General features: G+C 69.5%; 16 protein-coding genes. 10 read left to right on the top strand and 6 right to left on the bottom strand.

The genetic code is table 11. The annotated features are described in order from the left end of the window. The first annotated feature begins 65 nt into the window (after positions 1-65). From BHS09_RS39740 to BHS09_RS33910, 4 genes are all read left to right on the top strand, one after another. Positions 66-1,241 carry an ADP-ribosyltransferase domain-containing protein gene (locus tag BHS09_RS39740; RefSeq protein WP_237079992.1) on the top strand — a complete coding sequence of 392 codons (1,176 nt, stop codon included), beginning with the start codon at positions 66-68 and terminating at the stop codon, positions 1,239-1,241. A gap of 242 nt (positions 1,242-1,483) precedes the next feature. Beyond that, positions 1,484-2,047 carry a MarR family winged helix-turn-helix transcriptional regulator gene (locus tag BHS09_RS33900; protein WP_140795509.1) on the top strand — a complete coding sequence of 188 codons (564 nt, stop codon included), beginning with the start codon at positions 1,484-1,486 and terminating at the stop codon, positions 2,045-2,047. Between the two features lie 250 nt (positions 2,048-2,297). Next, positions 2,298-5,441, top strand: coding sequence for a DUF4175 family protein (locus BHS09_RS33905; protein WP_140800113.1), 3,144 nt, complete (start codon positions 2,298-2,300; stop codon positions 5,439-5,441). Next, positions 5,438-7,219, top strand: coding sequence for a peptidase MA family metallohydrolase (locus tag BHS09_RS33910; protein WP_140800114.1), 1,782 nt, complete (start codon positions 5,438-5,440; stop codon positions 7,217-7,219). Before BHS09_RS33905 ends, BHS09_RS33910 begins: the two co-directional genes overlap by 4 nt. Positions 7,220-7,231: 12 nt before the next feature. On the opposite strand, the gene BHS09_RS33915 is transcribed toward BHS09_RS33910, so the two are convergent. Then, positions 7,232-7,672 carry a tetratricopeptide repeat protein gene (locus BHS09_RS33915; RefSeq protein ID WP_237079993.1) on the bottom strand — a complete coding sequence of 147 codons (441 nt, stop codon included), beginning with the start codon at positions 7,670-7,672 and terminating at the stop codon, positions 7,232-7,234. A gap of 263 nt (positions 7,673-7,935) precedes the next feature. On the opposite strand from BHS09_RS33915, the gene BHS09_RS33920 reads away from it, so the two are divergent. The 3 genes from BHS09_RS33920 (at position 7,936) to BHS09_RS33930 (ending at position 9,571) form a co-directional block, all read left to right on the top strand. Next, on the top strand, positions 7,936-8,367 hold the full coding sequence (locus BHS09_RS33920; protein WP_140800116.1) for a DUF1622 domain-containing protein: 432 nt from the start codon (positions 7,936-7,938) through the stop codon (positions 8,365-8,367). A gap of 164 nt (positions 8,368-8,531) precedes the next feature. After that, positions 8,532-9,206, top strand: coding sequence for a DUF4142 domain-containing protein (locus BHS09_RS33925; protein WP_237079994.1), 675 nt, complete (start codon positions 8,532-8,534; stop codon positions 9,204-9,206). A gap of 86 nt (positions 9,207-9,292) precedes the next feature. After that, positions 9,293-9,571: a hypothetical protein gene (locus BHS09_RS33930; protein ID WP_237079995.1), complete on the top strand. Its 279-nt coding sequence runs from the start codon at positions 9,293-9,295 to the stop codon at positions 9,569-9,571. 67 nt (positions 9,572-9,638) lie between these two features. On the opposite strand, the gene BHS09_RS33935 is transcribed toward BHS09_RS33930, so the two are convergent. Further along, positions 9,639-11,675, bottom strand: a complete 2,037-nt coding sequence (locus BHS09_RS33935; RefSeq protein ID WP_174258967.1) for a S9 family peptidase — start codon at positions 11,673-11,675, stop codon at positions 9,639-9,641. Positions 11,676-11,865: 190 nt separating this feature from the next. Here BHS09_RS33935 and BHS09_RS33940 point away from each other — a divergent pair, with 190 nt between their 5' ends. Next, positions 11,866-12,486 (top strand): DsbA family oxidoreductase, encoded by a 621-nt coding sequence (locus BHS09_RS33940; protein WP_237079996.1) that lies wholly within the window; start codon positions 11,866-11,868, stop codon positions 12,484-12,486. A gap of 3 nt (positions 12,487-12,489) precedes the next feature. Here the strand turns inward: BHS09_RS33940 and fliB are convergent, their stop codons facing one another. Together fliB and BHS09_RS33950 are read right to left on the bottom strand one after the other, a co-directional pair. After that, complete coding sequence (gene fliB / locus BHS09_RS33945; RefSeq protein ID WP_140800119.1) at positions 12,490-13,773, bottom strand: flagellin lysine-N-methylase; 1,284 nt, start codon at positions 13,771-13,773, stop codon at positions 12,490-12,492. A 9-nt stretch (positions 13,774-13,782) separates the two neighbouring features. Continuing rightward, on the bottom strand, positions 13,783-17,172 hold the full coding sequence (locus BHS09_RS33950; RefSeq protein WP_237079997.1) for a TIGR02266 family protein: 3,390 nt from the start codon (positions 17,170-17,172) through the stop codon (positions 13,783-13,785). Between the two features lie 192 nt (positions 17,173-17,364). Here BHS09_RS33950 and BHS09_RS33955 point away from each other — a divergent pair, with 192 nt between their 5' ends. Both BHS09_RS33955 and mltG read left to right on the top strand, forming a co-directional pair. Further along, positions 17,365-18,507 carry a hypothetical protein gene (locus BHS09_RS33955; RefSeq protein WP_140800121.1) on the top strand — a complete coding sequence of 381 codons (1,143 nt, stop codon included), beginning with the start codon at positions 17,365-17,367 and terminating at the stop codon, positions 18,505-18,507. Between the two features lie 86 nt (positions 18,508-18,593). Further along, entirely contained in the window at positions 18,594-19,613 is a 1,020-nt protein-coding gene (gene mltG, locus BHS09_RS33960; protein WP_140795519.1) for an endolytic transglycosylase MltG, read from the top strand. A gap of 9 nt (positions 19,614-19,622) precedes the next feature. On the opposite strand, the gene BHS09_RS33965 is transcribed toward mltG, so the two are convergent. Further along, complete coding sequence (locus tag BHS09_RS33965; protein ID WP_140800122.1) at positions 19,623-20,414, bottom strand: enoyl-CoA hydratase/isomerase family protein; 792 nt, start codon at positions 20,412-20,414, stop codon at positions 19,623-19,625. Between the two features lie 27 nt (positions 20,415-20,441). Continuing rightward, the gene (locus BHS09_RS33970) at positions 20,442-21,812 is read right to left on the bottom strand and encodes a hypothetical protein (protein WP_140800123.1); all 1,371 of its coding nucleotides are present in this window, start codon (positions 21,810-21,812) and stop codon (positions 20,442-20,444) included. Positions 21,813-21,926: the final 114 nt, after the last annotated feature.

Here is a 21,926-nt window from a genome sequence, read left to right on the forward strand (position 1 = left end):
GCCGAGAATGGGGAATAAGCGCACATCAACCTCCTGGCACTCACCAGGATGAGGGGGACAGAGCCATGGGTCGCATCACGAACAACACGACGACGAAGACGTCCAGCATCACGCCCACGCGGACGACCGGTTCGCCGCCTCCGCCTCCGAAGCCGTCTTCGTCGACGTCCTCAGGCAGTCCGACGCCGCCGGATGCCTTCGTGACCGGCACTCGCACCAACACCGTCCGTCCGCCGAGCCTTACGCCGCCGCCGCCTCCCAACCTGGGCGGCCCTCGGCCGACGACGCTGGGCGGCGCGAAGGCGCCCGTCACCACCCCGCCGACGACCGTCCCCGTCGCGGTCGGCCCCGCCGTCCTCCGGGATGACTCGGTCATCGCCCCCTTCGTGGCCCAGGGCGTGCCCCGGGGCGCCATCAAGAACATCAGCGATGGCGGCTTCTCCGCGCTCCAGGGGTTGCAGCGGAACCAGGGCGACGCCAGCTCCGCCGACTTCGCCACCCTCAAGGCGGAAGTCGGCCCCAAGGCCGACCTCATCCGCGCGGTGTTCGCCCAGGGCGGGCCGCACGTGAAGGCGGGTGACGCGGAGCGCGTCAAGCTGGCCAACGTGTTCAACGAAGGCTTCACCGTGGACAACGCCACGGTGGAGAACTACCGCAAGCAGATGAGCGTGCTCACGGAGGGGAAGTTCGAGCCCTACGTGGAGATGGCGAACACCCACCTGACGCAGAACCAGAAGGACTACCCGAAGACGGCCACCAGCGTGGCGAACATCAACGGGCTCTCCGACGAGGGCAAGGTCTCCATCTACAAATACACGCAGGAGAAGTTCAAGCCGTACAACGGCCAGGTCCTCTTCCCGCTGGCAAAGAATGGCGCCGGCCCCACGTCCCAGGCGCTGCGCAACAACCTGGATGGCATTGCCGTCACCCGCGCGGCCCTCAACGAGCTGCCGAAGTTCCAGGGCACCGTGTTCCGCGGCGACAGCAAGAAGTACTACGACGCCTACACGAAGGACGCCGTCATCACCCGGGATGCCTTCACCAGCACGGCGAAGAACCCGGACGCGAAGTTCGATGGCGACGCCATCCTCGAAATCCGGACCAAGACGGGCCGCGACATCCAGGGCGCCTCGCTCAAGCCGGGTGAGGAGGAGGTGCTCATCCCGCCCGGTGCCACCTTCAAGGTCCTGGACCGGGACGACACGGGCTCCATCCTCCGGCTCACGCTCGAGGAGGTCTGAGCACTCGCCCGCCCGGCACCCGGCCTTCATGGCGGGGGGGGATGGCCCACGGCGGCCCTCCCCACCGGGTCCGCCGCGGCCCATGTCGCCGCCCGGGGACTGCCTGAGCCTTCGAAAAGCCTCCGGCTTGACGTCTGGTCTGCGAGCGGTCAACAGCCAACGGTTTTTCAGCAGCAGGTCGGACGGCGACGCGATAGACCTGCTGCGACTCAAACCATTGGCTTGAGACACGGAGGCAGCAGGTGACGGCAGAAGAATCCCCGAAGGAACCGGCAGAAGAGCCGCTGGGACCCCACGAAGGTGAGCGGGCCTACAAAGGGCCTCCCCTCGGTGAAGTGCTCGAATTCATGCGTCTGCTCTGGGCCGTGGACCACGGGCTCCAGTCCACGTCGAAGCGCATGGAGTCCACGCTGGGACTCACGGGTCCGCAGCGCCTGGTCATCCGCCTGGTGGGGCGCTTCCCCGACATCACCGCGGGCATGCTCGCGCAGATTCTCCACGTCCACCCCAGCACCCTGACGGGCGTGCTCAAGCGCCTGGAGAAGCGGGGCCTGCTGGAGCGCAAGTCCGACCCGCTCGACGGGCGCAAGGCGCTGTTCTCCCTGACGGACGCGGGGCGCTCGCTCGACATCCCCTCCGAGGGCACGGTGGAGTCGTCGGTGCAGCGCGTGCTGTCGCGCCTTTCGCGGCCTCGCATCCTCGCGACGCAGGAAGTGCTTACCGCGCTGGCCCAGGAGCTGGGCGGCGTCCCCATGCCCGAAGTCGAGTTCGACGAGGCGGGCGCCCGCAAGCAAATCGTCCGATGAGCCGGCGGCCCGCCCGCTCCCTTGCCACTGCCGGGGACGCGTGTGGTGGGCTTCGTAGGAAGGGCGAGCCTGGTAGACCGCGTTACCTCCCGGACCCTCGCCCTTGTGTCTCCTTCCAGCGCCAGACACCTGGAGCCCCTCGAACGGGCTCCTGGGTCGTTATGCTTCGCAAGAAGGGGCCGGCTGCTAGAAAATCGGGAAATAGGCAGCCCCACCAGGGGTTGCCTCGTCACTGAGCGGACAGGACAGCGTGAACCTCGACACACCGCAGACACCAGGCCCCGAGCTCCCGCCCCCGCCCCCTCCCCCTCCGACACCTCCCGCGTCACAAGCCCGCCCTCCTCTGGAAGCCCCCGGTGTGGAGGCGTTGCTCGCCACCGTCCAGGGCCGCCAGCGCCGGTACCTGTGGCTCCAGGGCGGAATGCTGGGCGTGGCCACCGTGGCGCTGTTGCTGGTGGCCGGCGGCTTCCTGGCGCTGGCGGCGCCGCGCGCGGGCGCGTCCCTGCTGTGGACGGCGCTGCCACTGGGCGTGGCCGTGACGTGCGTCTTCGGCCTGTGGCTGGCGCGCCGCCGCGTGGGAGACGACGTCCTCACCGCGCGCATGGTGGGCGAAAAGCGCCCGGAGCTGTCGCTGGACGTGCTGGCCGCGGTGGAGCTGATGCGCGAGCCGGACGCGCCGGGCAGCGGCTCTCCGGCGCTCGCGAGCGCCTTCCTCCGGGAGATGGACACGCGGGCGCGCACGGTGGACGTCCGCACCGTGGTGGACAGCCGCCCGGTGCGTCAGGTGGCCCTGGGCGCGGGCGGCGCGCTGCTGGCTCTGCTGGTGCTGATGGTCGTGCTGGGTGACCGCTGGTCCGCCGGCATGGCGCGCATCCGCGAAGTGGCGGCGAGCCCCAAGGCCCAGACGCAGGTGGAGCCCATCACCGGTGACATCGAGCTGACGTACCGCTACCCCGCATACACCGGACTGGCCCCGCGCACGGTGCCCGGAACGAACGGTGAAATCAGCGCGCCGGCGGGGACGGAAATCCTGCTGAAGACGCGCTCGGACCGTCCGGTGGAGCGCGCCGAGCTGGTGGTCAACGGACAGGCGCTGCCGCTGAAGGTGACGGGCAACCGGGACCTGGAGGGCAGCTTCGTCGCGAAGCAGTCCGGCCACTACCGCTTCGCCTTCTACGGAGCGCGGGACAAGGCGCTCGCGGTGGGGCCGGACATCGCCCTCACCGTGGAGGCGGACAAGGCGCCCGAGGTGTCGCTGCTCACGCCCACGGTGGAGCTGGAGATCGACCCGGGCGACCAGGTGGCGCTCAAGTACGAGGCGTCGGATGACTACGGGCTGTCCGGCATGGCGCTCGTGTTCCGCGCGCCCGGCGCCCAGCAGGAGACGCGCGTGCCGCTGCCGCGCGAGGACGGCCGGCGCCACCGGGGCACGTACTCGTGGAGCCTGGACAACCTCAAGCTCGACCCGGGTGACCGGATTACCTACTACGTGGAGGCGCAGGACAACGACACGGTGGAGGGCCCCAAGAAGGGCGTCAGCCGCACGCAGGTGCTGCGCGTGTACTCCGCGGCCGAGCACCGCCGCGCCGCGCTGGAGAAGGCGGAGCAGCTGTGGGGCCGGATGGTGGACCACCTCGCGGACCGGCTGGAAGGCCCGGAGCGCGCGAAGCTGAAGGACCCGCAGGCCATCACCGCCGGGGCCACGGTGGACACCAGCGGAGAGAGCCTGGTGGCGGACATGAGGACGCTGGCGCAGGAGCTGGCGCGCGAGCGCGACGTGCCCACCGAGCTGGTCTCCGCGCTGAGCAACATCTCCGAATCCCTGGGCAGCCACATCCGCGGCACCGCGGAGCTGCGCCGTCTCTACCTGCGCACCCAGCGCGCCCGCGGCGAGGACTGGGGCACGGGCAACCGCCTCACCGCCGTGGTCAACGAGGAGATTACGGAGCTGGAGAAGGACATCCTCTACCTGGAGTCGCTGCTGGACCGGCAGAAGCTGGAGGCGCTCCAGGAGATGGCCAAGCAGCTCTCCAACGAGCGGCGCGAGCTGGCGAACCTCATCGAGCAGTTCAAGTCCAACCCGGACGAAGCCTCGCGTCAGGCGGTGATGGAGCAGATTCAGCAGCTCAAGTCGCGCATCCAGGAGCTGATGCAGCGCATGGCGGAGATGCGCAAGGGCATCCGCGACGAGCACCTCAACGCCGAAGCCCTGTCCGAGATGATGAAGGACCAGGACATGCGCAGCGCGCTCGACGACGTGGAGAAGCTGATGCGCGAGGGCAAGGCGGACGAGGCCCTGGCGAAGCTCCAGGAGTTGGGCATGCAGATGGATGAGATGCTCGAGAACCTGGACCAGGCGGGCGACGAGTTCGGCGGCGAGCAGCACCCCGAGCTGGCCGAGAAGTTCGGCAAGTTCATGGAGGAGCTGCAGGGCACCGTGCAGGAGCAGCAGCGCGTCGCGGACCAGACGAAGCAGCTTCGCGACCAAGCCCGCTCACAGAACCGCGAGCGGCTGTCGGAGAAGGGCGAGTCCATGAAGGACAGCCTGATGCGCAAGGTTCAGCAGGCGCAGGAAGACTACAAAGCGCTGGAGCCCAGCCAGCTCAACAGCCGCGCCGCGCGTCCGCTGGAGGAGGCCCAGGCGGAGCTCCAGAACGTGGAGAACGCGCTGAAGGTGAACGACTACGACCTGGCGGCGGAGGCGGCGGCCCGGGCGGAGGACGCGGCCCGGCAACTGGCGATGATGGGCGAGCAGCAGCGCCACCTGGACGAGATGTTCGGCAACCCGGAAGAGGTGGTGAAGCAGTCCACGGAGCTGGCGCAGCGCCTCAACCGCGACGCGCGCAACGTGTCGGAGGTGAACCGGCAGCTCCAGTCGCTCTTCCCGCCTCCGGGCTCGCAGCTGTCGCAGCAGGAGAAGCAGCAGCTCCAGCAGTTGGGCGAACAGCAGTCGCAGCTGGAGGAGCGCGCGCAGGGCCTGCGTCAGCAGATGGAGGAGATGCAGCAGATGGCCCCCATCTTCGGCGAGGAGGCCACGCAGCAGATGGAGGGCGCCGGCCAGCGCATGGGTGAGGCCGCCCGCCGGATGCAGGGCAAGGACCCGGGCCGTGGCTATGGCGAGCAGCAGGCGGCGCTGGAAGGACTGCGCCAGTTCCAGCAGCAGATGCAGGAAGGCCAGCGCGGCGGCAAGGGCGGGCTCCCGCTGCCCATGGGCATGGGCCGCCGCCAGCAGGGCAACGGGAGAGACCCGAAGCAGAAGGTGGAGCTGCCGGACGAGGATGCCTTCCAGGCGCCGAAGGAGTTCCGCAAGGACCTGCTGGACGCGATGAAGCAGGGGGCTCCGGAGAAGTACCGGGAGCAGGTGAAGCGCTACTACGAGGAGCTGGTGAAGTGAGCCGCCACGCGCTGACGCATTCTTCCAGATTCGGGGCCCTCGTCGCGGCGATGGCCGTGGGGCTCCTCTGCGTGCCCCAGGTGGCGTGGGCCCAGTCCAGCTCGCTCAAGGACGAGGTGAAGGAGCGGCTGGGCCGCGTGGAGACGGAGCTGGACGACTGGGACGTGCCCGGCGCCCGGCGCGAGCTGTCCGAGGTGGAGCAGCTCCTCCCCGCCGACGTGGAGCCGCTGAAGTACTTCCAGGGCCGGGTGGCCTTCGAGGAAGGCCGCTACGACGACGCGGTGGCGCTCCTGGAAGGCGCCAACATCGAGGACAAGCCGGGCAGCTACCTGCGGCTGGCCAAGGATACGCGCGCCATCACCAAGGACCACGAGCGCGCGGAGAGCGAGCACTTCATCTTCCAGTACCCCAAGGGGAAGGAAGCGGTGCTGGTGCCCTATGCGCTGGAGACGCTGGAGGGCATCCATCGGGCGATGAAGGAGGACCTCGGCTGGACGCCGCCGGGCGGCAAGATTCGCGTGGAGGTGGTGAGCAACGCGCGAGAGCTGTCGCGGGTGAGCACGCTGACGGAGAAGCAGATTGGCACCACGGGCACCATCGCCATCTGCAAGTTCAACAAGCTGATGGTGACCAGCCCCAAGGCGGTGGCGCGCGGCTACGACTGGCAGGACACGCTGGCGCACGAGTACATCCACCTGGTCATCAGCCAGATGAGCCGCAACACGGTGCCCATCTGGTTGCATGAAGGACTGGCCAAGTTCCTGGAGTCGCGCTGGCGCGGCAAGGCGGGCCTGGCGATGACGCCCTCCACGCAGGCGCTGCTGGGCAAGCGGGTGAAGGCGGACACGCTCATCCCGTTCGAGAAGATGCACCCGTCCATCGCGCTGCTACCCACGGCGGAGGACGCGGCCACCGCGTTCGCGGAGGTGTTCTACGCCATCGACTACGTGCACAGCGTCAAGGGCACGGCGGGTCTGCGCGCCATCATCCAGGAGCTGAAGGCCGGGCAGAAGGACCGCAAGGCGGTGGAGGCGGCCATGGGCATGCCCTTCGCCCTCTTCGAGAAGTCCTGGCTGGCGCACATCAAGAAGCAGCCCTTCCCCACCGAGCTTCTGCCGCGCGAGGACCGCGTGGTGCTGAAGGAGAACGCCAAGGGCAAGGTGAAGGACGACAGCGAGAAGAAGGGGCGGGAAATCTCCTTCGGTGACTTCCAGGAGGTGACGGAGGTGCCGGCGCGCAAGTTCGCACACCTGGGCGAGCTGCTTCGCGAGCGCAACCGCGTGAAGGCCGCGGCGGAGGAGTACGCCAAGGCGCACAAGCTGGTGGGCGACAAGTACGAGTCGGTGTCCAACAAGTACGCGCTGGCGCTGCTAGAGCTGCGGCGGTTGGATGAAGCGGAGACAGTGCTGCGCGGCAGCCTGCGCGTGCACCCGGGCTCACCTTCGACGAACGTCCACCTGGGCCGAATCCTGCTGTACCGGAAGGACTACCCGAAGGCGAAGACGGCCTACCTGGAGGCGCTGGCGTCGGACCCGTTCGACCCGGAAATCCACCTGGCCCTCACGCGCATCCACGGCTCCATGGGTGAGACTGCGCTGGCAGGCCGCGCGCGGCAGGCGAGCGCGCTGCTCACGGGGCTCAAGGTCGAAGAGGTGGACCGCGTGGCGCAGCAGTTCCTGCGTGACGAGAGCGGGCTGTCGGAGATGAACGTGTCGGGAACGTCGGACACGGAGGCGCCGAAGGAAGCGCAGCCCGAGAAGCCGGACGCGGGGAACTGAGGCGCGCTTCGGCTACACGTCCTGCTTATAGATGTGGATGGCCCGCTTCAGGTTCTTCCGAACGCCTCGGCCTACCTCGTAGGCATATGCCACGAAGAGAAGGGCCTTCACGTCCCCAAGCCGAGCACTGGCCCTGTAGAGCGCGATGGACTCCTTCAACCGTGCCTTGCGGGAACTGTTGGCGAGCATGGCTGCCAGATTCATCCGAGCCGGTGGGAATCCCAGGGCCAAGGCGCGCCGGTACCAATGCTCGGCACGCCGCAGGTTCGGCCGACCCAGATTGAAGGCGGCGACCCCATCCGCGGCCTTCCGCGTCCAGCGAAGAGCCTGCGGCACATCCTGACGGATGCCGTCTCCGTGCTCGAGATGGAGTGCGACATTCGCCTCGACGGCCAACGGCGTGACGACGGCCTTGCGGCTTCGGCGAACCTTCTTGTCCTGCTGTTGAACCAAACGTCGGCTCCCTGGGACTTGGGTAAGAGCTCCTTCGCCCGGTGCACCTGAGCGCAAGCACGGCATCGTAATACCGAGGCGCTGCCGCAGCGGCGACCGAGCTGTCTTTCACGTTCGCATGAGGAAGCGGGCCTGACCTTCGCCCGGGACTGCCAAGCTGCGCCTCCATCCCTGGCGCTCCACTGGAGCGGGCATGCGCCCCTTACGCAGGCCGCCCGTGGCCGAAGCGTCCGCCATGTCTAGCTTCCCGCACGGGAGGCCCGATGGAGGTCAAATCCCTCGTCTCGCTTGCCGCCCAGCTCATGGAGTGGGCCGGCGTGGGCAGCATGGTGCTGGGGGCGGTGCTCGCCCTCGCCTTGCTTGTCACGGGCAAGCCGCTTCCCGCCGGTGAGGCCTACCGCCGCTTCAGGCTGAACCTGGGCCGCGCCATCCTCCTGGGCCTGGAGTTCCTCGTCGCCGCCGACATCATCCGCACCGTGAGCCAGCGCCCCACGCTGGATGGAGTGCTGGTGCTCGGGCTCATCGTCCTCATCCGGACCTTCCTCAGCTTCACCCTCACCGTGGAACTGGAGGGACGCTGGCCCTGGCAACACCGCGAGGACATCGCTGGTCCTGTTCATCCTCCGCCAACGTCGTCCACCCCGCAGCACCATGTGCCGCCCAATCCCGACGCACCACGTCCGGTGAAGCACTGAACGCAGTGGGTCGGCCACGTGGGCAGCGCCACCGTCGTCCGCCGCACCCTGCCCTCCCCTGTCGTGAAGTGGCACACGGACGTGTCCTCTCGCGCCGTGCATCTCGCGCCAACGCCGCTCCAACGTGCGCGCCCGCGTTTCCCCCACACAAGGAGCAGCACTTCATGAAGCATCCCCTTCCAGGGCTCGTCCTCGCCGCCTCGCTGTTCACCCAGGGCGCGTCATTCGCTCAGTCCGGCATGCCCGACAGCCCACCCTCCCAACAGGACACGGTGTCCGTTCAAAAGGGCATGGCCACGTACCGCGGCTACACCGCCCCCACGGACGAGAAGGCGCTGCTCGACCGGCTGCACCTGGCGAACCAGCACGAAATCAAGGCGGGCCAACTCGCCCAGCAACACTCCCAGAATCCAGACGTGAAGGCCTTCGGAACCATCATGATGAAGGCGCACACCGCGCTGGACCAGAAGCTCACGTCCTACGCGCGCAGCAAGGGCCTGAAGCTGGCCGAATCCCCCAAGCCGATGAACGACGCGGAAGAAGCCTCCATGGCCAAGGACAAGGCCACGATGGAGCAACTCCAGGTCATCCGCGGCGCCCCCTTCGACTCCGCCTATCTGGCCTCACAGGTCACGGGACATGACGCCGTCCTGGGCATGGTCCTCACCGCCCAGAAGGCCATGCCCAAGGCCACGCCCGAACTCGCCGCCCTGCTCAAGGACCTCAGCAAGCAGGTGCCCGCCCACCGGCACCAGGCCTGGAACATGCTGGGCAAGCTGGGAGGCGACACGGGCGTGGGCGGCTCCGGTCCGGCGCACCCGCCCCCGCCGAAGCCCTGACCCGAAGCGCGGCGCACTCTCACACGCCGTACACACCTGAATCCCGATGATGAAGCCGGGCACGCGCACGAGGCATGATGGTTCGCATGATGCCTCGGACGCTGACCCTGACCTTCGTCGTCACCGTGAGCGCGCTGCTGTCCGGCTGCTTCAGCGACACGGACACCATCTGCGAGAAACGGAAGGAGTGCTTCACGGACACGCTCAACGTCCAGTCGTGCGAGGACGACCTCAAAGCCTGGATGGAGCGGCAGGACCAGGACCGCCGCAGGGACCAGCTCGCCGCGTGCGGGGACTGTGTCGGCAGCAAGACCTGCTCGCAGATTCGCACCGCCTGCATCGGCGCCTGCTTCGGCGTTCCCTGAGCCCTGAATGACAGCGGGGCCCGCATCTCACGATGCGAGCCCCGAGTCCTACGACATCACGCAGCGGCTACTTGCGCGTCCACTGGTCCAGCCAACCCAGGACCTCGTCGTGCCACTGCACGCTGTTGGCCGGGCGCAGCACCCAGTGGTTCTCTTCCGGGAAGTAGAGCAGCTTGGAGGGAATGCCCTTGCGCTGGAGCGCCGTGAAGGTGCCCAGGCCCTGCGTCTCCACCACGCGGAAGTCCTGGCCGCCGTGGATGACCAACATCGGCGTCTTCCACTTCGCGATGTGCTCCACCGGGTTGTGCTTGCTGTAGCCCTCCGGGTTCTCCCACGGCGTGCCCTTGTGTTCCCACTCCGGGAACCACAGCTCCTCGGTGTCGAAGTAGCCCATGCGCTCGTCGAGGATGCCGTCGTGGTTCACCAGGCACTTGAAGCCGTCCGGCCAGTTGCCGGCAATCCAGTTGATCATGTACCCGCCGTAGCTCGCCCCCAGCGCGCACATCTTGTCCTGGTTGATGAAGCTGTAGCGCTTGAGCGCCGCGGCCAGGCCCTTCTGCAGGTCCTCGAACGGCTTGCCACCCCAGTCATCGGAGATGGAGTCCGTGAACGCCTGCCCGTAGCCGGTGGAGCCGTGGAAGTCGACCATCACGGCCACGTAGCCACGCCCCGCGTACACCTGCGGGTTCCACCGGTAATGGAAGTGATTGCCGAACGAGCCCTGCGGCCCACCGTGAATGATGAACGCCAGCGGGTACTTCTTCTTCGGGTCGAAGTTCACCGGCTTCACGACGTAGGCGTGAACCGTCTCGTTGTTCCAACCCGGGAACGAGAACTGCTCGAAGTCACCGAAGCGGATGCGGGCCAGCGCGTCCTGGTTCACCTGGGTGAGCTGGCGCGACTCCGAGCCATCCACGTTCATCACGTGCAGGTCCGCGGGAGAATCCAGGTCGTCATACACGTAGACCAGACGGCCTCCCGCGGCCGGCTGCGGCGCGTCCGCGGCGCCGTCCTTCGTGAGCTGGGTGGGCTTCCCCGTGGCCACGTCCAACGCGAAGATGGGCTGCTGGCCGACGTGCCCGGCGCTCGCGAAGAGCGTCTTGCCGTCCGCGCTCCACGCGAGGCTTCCGACGGAGCGGTCCCAGTCCTGGGTGAGCACGCGCTCCTGACCACTGGGCCAGGTGCGGAGGATGACGCGGTAGCGGTCCGCCTCGAAGCCGGGGCGCGACATGGCCAGGTAGGCCAGCGTCTTGCCGTCCGGGCTGAACACGGGGCTGGTGTCGGTGGCGCGGTTCTTCTCCGTCAGCTTGCGCGGCTTCGCCTTGCCATCAATCGGCGCGACGAAGAGGTCCAGGTCGGTGGACCAGGCCTCGGCGCGGCCCACGTCCCGCGCGGCGAAGACGATGCTCTTGTTGTCCGGTGTGAAGGTGAACTCCTCCGCGCCGCCAAAGGGCTTGGAGGGGCTGTCCGCGTCCATGCCCTTCATCACGTCCACGGGCGCGCCGCCGGCCACGGGGACGACGAAGACGTGCGAGCGACGTCCGTCCTTCCACGTGTCCCAGTGCCGCGCGAAGAGCTTGTCGTAGGTGCGGCCGGTGGCCTTGCGCTTGGAGCGCTCCTCTTCACGCTGCGGGGTGCACTCCAGCGTGGGGCAGTCCGGGAACACCTCCAGCGCCACGGCCAGCCGGGTGCCGTCCGGCGACACACGGAAGGCGCCCACGTCCAGGGGCAGCTTCGTCACCTGCACGGCCTCGCCGCCGTCCACGGCCAGCCGCCACACCTGCGAGGAGCCGCCGCGCGAGGACAAGAAGAAGAGGCTCTTGCCGTCCGGCGCCCAGGTGGGCTCGGAGTCCGCGTCCGGATGCGAGGTGAGCTGGCGCGGCGCGGCGTTTCCATCAACGCCGACGAGCCACAGGTCCGTGCGTCCCCGGTTGGCCTCCATGTCCGTGGTGCGCAGGACGTAGGCGACCTGCTTGCCGTCCGGCGAGACGCGCGGACTGCTCAGCCGGCGCAGCGAAATCATGTCGTGGTGGGTGAACGGCTGGGGCCGGGCCGGCGCCGGAGTGGCGCTCAGGGCCAGGGCCGCGAGAAGCGACAGCGGCAAGGGAGTCTCCTGGTTCAGTCGCACCGCGGTCACCCCACCCGAGGGGTGCGTCACGGGCACGGTTGTCGGGGGTGGACGCTGCCTGCTACGGCCCGCGCTGTCCACCTCCGCGTACCCGGGGTGCCACCCACGCGCATCCCCGGCGCACTCCGTCATGACGCGGCGCTTCGACGCGGTTAGACACGGGCCCATGAGCGAGCCCATCACCATCCGCGTCTGGTCCGATTACGTCTGCCCCTGGTGTTACGTGGGCTACGCCGAGGTCCAGAAGCTGAAGAAGGAGTACGACGTCCAGGTGGACTGGCGTCCCTTCTACCTGCGCCCGGAGACGCCCCCTGAAGGCCTCCCCCTGCCGGACTACGTGCGCGAGAAGATGAAGGACCCGAACAACCCGCTGAAGCTCCGCGCCCAGGCAGCCGGGCTCACCCTGGTGATGCGGGACATCACCCCGTCCACCCGCCGCGCCCACGAGGCCACCGAGTACGCCCGGGAGCAAGGCCGGCTGGAGCCGTTCCACGCCGCCCTCCTGCGCCGCTACTGGAGCGAGGGCCAGGACCTCTGGCAGTGGGACACGCTCCGCGGCGCCGCCCAGGAGGCGGGCCTGGACCCGGACGAGGTGCAGCGCGTCGTCGAGGAGGGCCGCTACACGAAGGCCGTGGAGGACTCCATCCAGGAGGCGCGGACCATCGGCGTCAACGCGGTGCCCACCTTCGTGCTTGGGGAGCGCTTCGGCCTCCAGGGAGCGCAGGAGTACCCGGTGTTCCAGGAGGCCATGCGGCGGCTCGGCGCGACGCCCCGCGCGCGGCCCTGAGCGTCAGAGCCCCTTGAGCAGCACGAGCATCCGGCCGAGCGTCTCGTCGCCCCCGCTCCCCGCCAGCCCCTGGGCCAGGGCGTGGAGCTGGGGCGCCTGCTCGACGTGCTTGGCGATGAGCTGGAAGCACTCCACCGCGGCGGCATCGAGCCGGGCCCGTGACTCAGCCGTGTCCGCCGCGACTTCCGCGCAGAGCGCCACCACCGTGGGGTGGCCGAAGAGCGTCCAACAGAGGACGGCTTCGCGCAGCGCCATGCGGAACACGTAGTCCAGCACGCGCGGCGCGTCCGTGAACGGATGGCGCAGCCAGTGGTTCACCGCGTGGTGGCGCAGGTACTGCTCCACCCGCTGCGCCAGCCCGGGTGACAGCCGCTCGCGGCGCTCCGCGTAGCGGCGCCACGCGTCGTCGGGCAACAGGTCCGCGCCGCCGTAGGACTCCAACACCAGCCCCACCAGCGTGTGGAACCGCTCGCTCCGGACCGCGCCCAGGCGGGACTTCAGCACCGCGGCGCAGATGCCCACCCACGGGCCTCCAGGCAGCGCCAGCGCCGCGAAGCCACCGTGCAGCGCCGTCAGCGTCTCGGGCAGGGTGAAGGTACGCAGCACTTCCGCCAGCAGGGCCTCCGCGCCCTCGCGCGCGCCGCCGTGGAACACCTCCGTGCCCCGGCAGTAGAAGCCGTCCAATCTGAGGCCCAGCTGCCCCAGCGCGAAGAGCCTCGCGGCGAACGGCAGCTCGCGGCGCTGGAGCACCGACAACGCGGTGGAACGCACGGCCGCCGCGTGCTGCGTCCACGCGTCCTCGGAATCGCCGCCGCCCAGGGACCGCGCAATCTCCGGACGAAGCGCGAGGTCCTCGGACACGGGCACGGTGTCCACGGCGTCCTCCGCCAGCAGACACAGGCGAGCAACCTCTGGACACGCGAGCGAACCGCTCACCTCCAGCCCGTGCGCCCAGCGCGTAGCAACGCGAGGAAAGGTGGCGCACGCATCCGGCAGCGCGGCCTCACCATAGGCGCGGTGCAGCGAGCACGTCTTCCGAGCATCCAGGAACACGCAGTGCCCGTCCTCGCGCTTCGCGATGACGGCCTCGTCGCCGGGGCTGGCGTCGGGCTCCGGCCGGATGAAGGCCTCCACCCGCTCCGCGTCCGGGCCGCCCGCCACCGCCTGCTTCAAGCGCTGAAGGCGCGGCTCGCTGACGAGGACGACGAGCCCCGCGCAGCAGGTGTCCTCGCAGGCCTCCGCGAGGCACCTGAAGCGCGTCATGTACCGGGGCACGGTGGCCGTCATGGCGGCACGCTACTTCCTGCCCAGCGCCTTCTTCACGAAGCTCCAGAAGCCGCCCGCGCGCTCCTTGAGGTCGGCGCCGCGGCGCTCCTCGGCGGCCTTCACGGACTCCTTGCTGACCTGGAGCTGCTTCTGAAGCTCCTCCGGCGAGTAGCGCGTCGCCAGCGTGGCCTTCACTTCCTTGCGTGTGGAGTACTCACGCGCCTCCACGTGCAGCACGCATTCGGAGTCCAGCTTGAGCGTCACCGCCACGCGCACCGAGCCCTTGGGCCCCTTGGGCAAGCCTTCGATGCGCACGGTGCCCAGGTACTCGTTGGCGGAGATGTGGCTGTCCTCACCCTGGAAGATGGACAGCTCCAGGAAGACCTCGTTGTCCTTCGTCGTGTTGATGGCAAAGGAGCGCTGCGCGGGCAGCGGGCTGTTGCGCTCGATGACGCGCTTGAAGGCGCCACCGGGCATCGCCACGCCCACCGTCATCGGCAACACGTCGATGAGCACCACGCTGCTCACCTTGTCCACGGAGCCCGAGTAGAGCGCCGCGCCCAGGGCCACGGCTTCGTCCGCGTTGACGCTGGCCTGCGCGCCCTTGCCGAAGAGCGACTTGAGCTTGTCGCGCACCAGCGGCATGCGGCTCATGCCGCCCACGAGGATGATGTCGTCCACCTCGGCGGCCTTCAGCTTCGCGTCCAGGAGCACGTCGCGCACCACGTCGATGGTGCGGCTGAGCAACGGCTCGCAGATCTTCTCCAGTTCCTGCCGGCTGAGGACCACGCGCAAGTCACGCGGCCTGCCCGAGTCGTCCATCATCAGCATGGGGATGTGGACCTCGAAGGTGCTGCGCTCGGACAGCCCCATCTTCGCGCGCTCGGCCGCGTCACTCACGCGCGACAAGGCGATGCCGTCCCCCGTGAAGGCGATTCCTTCCTTCTCCTGGAAGCGCGCCAGCAGGTAGTCGACGATGAGGTTGTCGAAGTCGATACCCCCCAGGAAGATGTCGCCGCCGGTGCCGAGCACCTCGAAGACGTTCTTCTCGATTTTCAGAATCGTGGCGTCGAAGGTACCGCCGCCCAGGTCGTAGACGAGGACCTTCTTGTTGAGGTCTCGGTTGAGGCCGTAGGCGAGCGCCGCGGACGTGGGCTCGTTGAGGATGCGCTCCACCTTGAGGCCCGCGAGGATGCCGGACTTGCGCACGGCCTCACGCTGCGGCTCGGAGTAGTACGCGGGCACCGTCACCACCGCGCGCTCCACCTTCTGGTTGAGGTGGGCCTCCGCCATCTCCTTGCACTCGCGGAGGATGATGGCCTGCACCTCTTCCAGCGACAGGGCCGTGTCCGCCAGACGCACGGCGGCGCGGCCGGCGGAGTCGGGGACGATGTCGTAGTGGAAGCGCTCGCGGACCTGGTTCACCACGGCGCTGTCGTAGGGACGGCCGACGAGCCGCTTCGCGCCGTAGATGGTGTGCTGGGGACGCAGCACCAACTGGTTCTTCGCGCGGTGGCTGACCAGCAGCTTGTTCTGCGCGTTGAGCGAGATGACGGAGGGAATCGTGTTGTAGCCCTCGCGCGAGCGCAGCACGAGCGGCCGGCCGTTGGAGAGCAACGCCACGCACGAGTTCGTGGTGCCCAGGTCGATGCCGATGACGGGCCCCGTGCCGTTGAGCGGCACCGGTGGAGGCAGGAACACCGTCTTCGGCAGGCCGTGTTCATCCAGGCCGGGCGCCTGCGCGGCGGCCTTGGCCACGGCGGGCGCGAGCACCGAGGGCGTCGCCGCCGGCGCCGGTGCTCGAGGCGCCTCACGGCGCACTTGGGGAAGCCCTTGAGGAGGAGGCGGCGGAGCCGCGGGCGGCGGAGGCAGCGGACGGGCCGCCATGGGCGGCTGTACTGGCGCGGGCGGAGGAACCAGCGCCGCGCGCGGCGGCGGTGGAGGCGCGACGGGAGGTACTTCCTCCACGTCCTCGGACAGGTCGAGGTCGAAGTCGATGCCGCCGCCCCCGGAACTGGCCGGAGCGGGCGCACGCGGCGGAGGCGGAGGCGCCGCCTTGCCCACGTCCTCGGACAGGTCGAAGTCGAAGTCGATGCCTCCGCCCCCCGCGCTGGCCGGAGCGGGGGCGCGCGGCGGCGGAGGCGGCCCCTTCCCCGCGTCATCGGCCAGGGCGAAGTCGAACTCGAAGACGCCCCCGGCCGAGACAGGCGCGGGAGGAGGCGCCGCCGGTGCGCGCGGCGGTGGAGGCGCCACGGGCGGAGGCGGGCTCACGTCCTCGGACAGGTCGAAATCGAACTCGATGCCACCGCTCCCTGCGGGAGACGCGGCCGGAGCCGGCGGTGCCTTGGGTGCCACCGGGGCACGCGGCGGAGGCGGCGGAGGCGCGGCCTCCGCCTCGCTCAGGTCCAGGTCGAACTCGAAGCTGCCGCCACTGGAGACAGGCGCCGGCGGAGGTGCCACGCGCACGGGTGGAACCGCGGGCGCACGAGGCGGCTCCGCGACGGCGTCACCCAGGTCGAGCTCGAACTCCAGGGCCCCACCACCCGCCGACACGGACGACGGCTCGACCTCCAGGGAGATGCCGACCTCGATGGGAGGATCGTCGAGCGGCGCGCCCATGGCCACGGGCGCATCACCCGACGGGCTCTCGATTTCGAACTCGAAGCCCGGCAGGGGCTCATCGATGTCCAGCGTGGCCACGGGCGGAGGCGGCGTGCTCGCGATGAGCTCGTCGAGCGGAATGTCCACGTCATTCGCGGCCACCGGAGGCGGCGGCGAATAGGAGACGGGCACGCGGCTCGGAGGCGGTGTCCTCGGCTCGTCCACCACCGACGGGACCAGGTCGAGCGGCTCGTCCAGGATCGGCGCGGAGGAACCACCCTCCGGCTCCAGGTCATCGAACAGGGAGTCGAGCGCGATGCCTCCCACATCCGCGGGCGCGGCGGCGGGGCGCACCTGCACAGGGGGCGCGGGACGGGCCTGGACCGGAGGCGCGGGACGGGCCTGCGCCAGGGGCGCGACGGCGGGCGCGATGGACGGCGCAATCGCGGGCGCCACGGACGGTGCAATCGCGGGCGCCACGGACGGCGCGATGGCGGGCAGGGGCTGGACGGCGGGCGCGCTGGAATCCGCGACGGTCTTCCGCATCAACATCATTTCGACGAGCGCGCGGCTCGCCATGTCCAACTCCTCGAACTGCAACCCCATGCCCGGAGGCCCCGCGGGGTCACCGACTTCGCGCACCCAGCGGACCAGCGCGGAGCCACGCAGCACCCGCACGCCTCCCGCAATCTGCACCTCGAACTTGACGGGCGTCCCCACCGCCTGCGGGGTGCGCGAGCGGATGAACATCCCACCCGGGCTCAGGTTGGTGGCGAACTCCTCCGCGAAGCTTCCCACACTCTCATGCTTCAGCTTCACCAGCAGGCCAACTGCTTTCCTGTCCGTGGTGCGCCTGCCTTGATCCATGGCGAGGACAATCGCGGTACGCGACCCGCCGCTCAAGTAGGTTTTGCCCCCTTGGTCCCCTGCCCAGCGAATGGGCGGCGGCAGGTGGGCAGATCACCTACCTGCACCTTCCTATATCCTCCGCGGCGTCCCTTGGGAGCCCTCATGAGCGCCATCCCACTCGCAGTCCCAGCTCCCGCCCGCGCGGGCTGGCTCGTCGACCGGCGGCACGACCTGATTTCCACGGGGGGCGGCCTCGGAGTGAGTCTGGCGCTGGTCGGACTCCATGTCTGGGGTGGCGTCAGCAGTCTGGTGTTGTGGTGGGCGTGGGTGCTCGCGCTGGATGGGCCGCACCTGTTCGCCACGGTGTCGCGGACCTATCTGGACGCGCGGGAATGGCAGACCCGGCGGCGTTTGCTGCTGGGGAGTCTGGCGTGGTTCGCGGCGGGCCCGGTGTCGTTCGGACTGTCGGCGCTGCTGGGCACGAAGCTGCCCTTCGCCCTCTTCATGACGGCGGCGGCGCTCTGGGCCTACTGGCACGTGGTGAGGCAGCACTACGGCCTCATGGTGCTGTACCAGCGCAAGGGCGGTGAGTCGCTGCCACTGGACCGGCGGCTCGACAGCGTGACGCTGTACACGGGGCTGCTGGCGCCCTTCGTCGCGTTCGCGGTGTCACATCCGGGCGCGCGCAAGCAGCTGGGCCTGGTGGGTCCGCCCACATGGGAGCCGGTGGTGGCCGGAGCCTGCTTCGCGACCGTGCTGGCGCTGGTGATGCTCTACGCGGGCCGGCAGGTGCAGCGACACCGGGCAGGTCTGAAGGTGAATGGTCCCAAGCTGCTGATGATGGGCGCGGCGATGGGACTGTCGGCCGTGGTGTTCTGGCCTCCGTTCGCGGCACGCATGGACTTCATCATGTTCGCCGTGGCGGTGACGGCGTTCCACAACGTGCAGTACCACGGCGTGGTCTGGTTCTATCACCGCAACCGCTACCACGCGGCGGGTGTGGATCCGGCGCCGTTCGGATGGGCGCCGAAGGTGAGCCAGCGCTTCATCATCTACGCGGGGTGCGGCATCGTCTTCACGCTGCTGTACCGGGGCCTGGGTTGCGGCTTCGGCGCGCACCCGGGCTGCGGCGGCTTCGACTTGAAGGTGCCCCTGGGCGCGGGCCTGACGCTGCGCAACCTGATGGAGTGCTTCATCTGGGGCTTCGCGCTCCACCACTACTACCTGGATCAGAAAATCTGGCGCGTGAGCCGGGACACCGGGTTGAACCGGGACTTGAAGCTCGGGACGGTACCGGCCGCCTGACCTCCGACCCGCCTGGCGCCCAGGAGGTGACATCTGGATGCCGGAACCCAGGCACGGCCCGAATCCGGTGATAGCGTGCGCCGCGAATGAAGCGGATTCTCTGGGTCCTGGGTGCAGCCTTCGTGCTGCTGGTGGCGTCCGGCGCGGGCGCCTTCTTCTGGATTGAGCAGCAGGCACGCACGGCCGCGGCGCCCCCTGGCGCGGACGTGGTGGAGTTCACCGTGCCCAAGGGCACGTCCGGGCGAGGCCTGGGCACGCTGCTCGAATCGCAAGGCCTCATCCGTGACGCGCGGGTGTGGCGCTGGCACCTGTACCGGCGCGGCAGCTTCGCCCCCAAGGCGGGCCGCCATGAGGTCAGCGCGTCAATGACGTTGGCCGAGCTGGCCACGGAGCTGGAAGGCAACCCCATTCCCGAGGACGTCCCGTTCGTCGTCGTCGAGGGCTGGCGCCTGCGCGACACGGACGCGGCGCTCGTGGCCGCGGGCTTCATCAAGCCGGGCGCGTACATCGCCGCGGCCAGCAAGCCCAAGAACTTCACCGCGCCCTTCCCCCTGCCCTCCACGGGCACGCTGGAGGGCTACCTCTACCCGGAGACCTACGGCGTGATTCCGGGCAAGTTCGATGTGGAGGCGCTCATCCAGCGTCAGCTGGACGCCTTCGCGCAGCGCTTCTACGCGCCCAACCGCGATGCCATCCCGAAGAGCGGTCGCACCCTGCACGAAGTGGTGGTGATGGCCTCCATGCTGGAGCGAGAGGAGCCGCTGCCCGACCAGCGCCCCCTGGTCGCCGGCATCCTGTGGAAGCGCGTGGACAAGGGCTACCCGCTCGGCGTGGACGCCACGTCGCGCTATGAGCTGGCGCAGTGGAATGACCGCGTCGCCTTCCTCAAGCGCCTGCGGGATCCACAGGACCCGTACAACACGCGGCACAAGAAGGGCCTGCCGCCCGGCCCCATCGGCGCGCCCACCGTGGCCTCGCTCCAGGCCGCGATGTCGCCCAAGCCGAGCGAGTACTGGTACTACCTGCACGACGCGCAGCGCATCCTCCGCCCGTCGCGCAACGCGGAGGAGCACGAGGCGCTCCGCCGCAAGTACAACGTGTACTGAGGCGTGAACTCAGCGCCCCTGGAACACGGGGGCGCGCCGCGCGGCTGCAGCGGCCAGTCCCTCGCCCAGATCCTGGCTGCCGTAGCTCTCCGCCTGGAAGCGAGCCTCCTCCTCCAGCGCACGCTGGAGTTCGGCCCGTTCAATCCCCAGCCGCTGCTTCAGCGCACGCACGGCGAGCGGCGCGTTCGCGGCAATCCGTCCCGCGAGTTCATTGGCGCGACTGAGCACCTGTCCCGCCGGTGCTGCCTCCAGTGCCAGTCCCAGCTTCACCGCTTCCTTGCCATCGAAGCGGCGGCCAGTGAGCAGCAGCTCCGCGGCGGCTTGCGCTCCCGCCCGGCGCGGCGCCAGGTATGTGGCGCCCATGCCCGGATGCAGGCCCAACTGGACGAAGTTGAGCGCCAGCTTCGAATCCTCGGCCACGAGGCACACGTCACACGCCAGCGCCACACACAGCCCCGCGCCAATCGCGGGCCCGTCCACCGCGGCGATGACGGGCACCGGAAGGTCCAGCACGCTGAGGTAACGCGCGTAGAAGCCGAGCATGAACGCGCGCGCATCCTCGAAGGACACCTGGCGCAGCCGCTCCAGCATCTTCAGGTCCCCACCGGCGGAGAACGCGCCTCCCGCCCCGGTGAGCACCACCGCCCGGACATCGTCACGCCCCTTCAGCTCGGCGACGCGCGCGCACAGCGCGTCTCCCAACTCGGGCGTCATCACGTTGCGTCGGGCGGTATCATTGAGGGTGAGGGTAGCGACGGCACCCTCCACCTCGAGAAGGACCTCTGCGGCTGGAGCGGACATGGCCGCGCACTGTAGCGGCCCCGGCCGTTACGGCACCACGAGACGAAGGAAGGCGTCCTGGTTCCAGGTGTCGCCCGCCCCATCGCGCTGCCAACCGGTGACCGCGAGCCCACGGCCCGGCACCGTGGCAACACCCGCGGTGGTCAGCGAGCACACCCCGCTGGCGCAGGGCTGCGCCTCCAGCGTCTGCTCCCCCAACCACGTCCCCGAAGCCGCGTAGCGCGTCAGCACGCTGCCGCACGTCACCGCGACGCCGCCCGAGTCCTCCACCGCGACGGACGCGCCCAGCTCGGTCACTGGCCCACACACGGGCTGGCGCACCCAACGCGCGTTGCCATCCGCGCCCGCCGTCAGCACGAAGGCCCCCGAGGAACCGAGCGACGCCTCGCCCCACACCAGCAGGCCGATGAAGTCACCCGCCGCCACGAGCGTGCCATCCGCCGCCGCCGTCACCGAGGTGATGCGCCCCTTCACGCCCGGCAGCTCCTTGCCCCACAGCAAGCGCCCGGACGCATCGAACGCCAGCACCACGAAGCCGCGCACACCGGGCGCGCCGAACGTCTGGCCGTCCACCTCCAGCGCGTCCACGAGTTGTCCGGCCAGAATCGACTGTCCCGAAGGCGCCAGCGCCGCCGCGTGCAGCGCGGTGTCCATGTTGGCGCCGTGGAAGCGCCGCGTCCACAGCACGGAGCCGTCCGCGGCGTAGCGCGTGAGCACGGGGTCCTCGATGAACTCCCCCTCCCACTCCTCACCCGCGGCGAGCACGCCGCCCTGCGCGTCCGCCGCGATGGCGTAGACCTTCTGTCCCACGCGGTGCTGCCAGACAGGTGAGCCCTCCGCGTCGAACTTCACCAGGAAGCCGTCCTGCGCCTCGCCCAGTCCGAAGTCCGCCGAGTAGAGGAACGCATTGCCCGACAGGAACGTCGCCGCGTCGCTCGCCGCCACGCGCGTGTCGGAGAAGCGGTTGCGCCCCCACTCACGCGACCAGCGCGGCGTCCCATCCGCCGCGTAGCGCGCAAGCGTCAGCGCCAGCTTCTCGCCTTCCACGGGCTCGCGCTCACCGTCCTGACGCGGCGTGCTGTACACCACCACCGCCACATCTCCGGAGGGAGCTGTGGCCACGCCCGTCCCGACGTCGTCCTGGGGCCCACCCACCACCAGGTTCCACGGCGAGGCCGCGGCCGGAATCGGACGCTGCGGGAGCCCGCTGGAGTCCTGCGGCGCCGTGGGCGTCACGGCCACCCCGGGGGTGCCTTCGTCGCCGTCACGCGGCGCTTCGGCCAGAGGCCCCCCGTCCCCGCTGCTCCCGCCGCACCCGCCCGCCACCCACAGCAGGGCAACTGGAAGAAGCCCCGTCCAGAGGTTGCCACGCCCACCACGCCGCCGAAATGACCCCATGACACGCTCCAAGGAGCCTGCTCCCGTCCACCGGAAGCGAGGCCCTGGGAACCTAAGCAGCGTGTCCAGCCCCCGGCATTCCCCCCCAGCCCAGGGGCACTGTCACATGGCAGG

The organism is Myxococcus xanthus (assembly GCF_006402735.1).
Classification (GTDB): Bacteria; Myxococcota; Myxococcia; order Myxococcales; family Myxococcaceae; genus Myxococcus; species Myxococcus xanthus_A.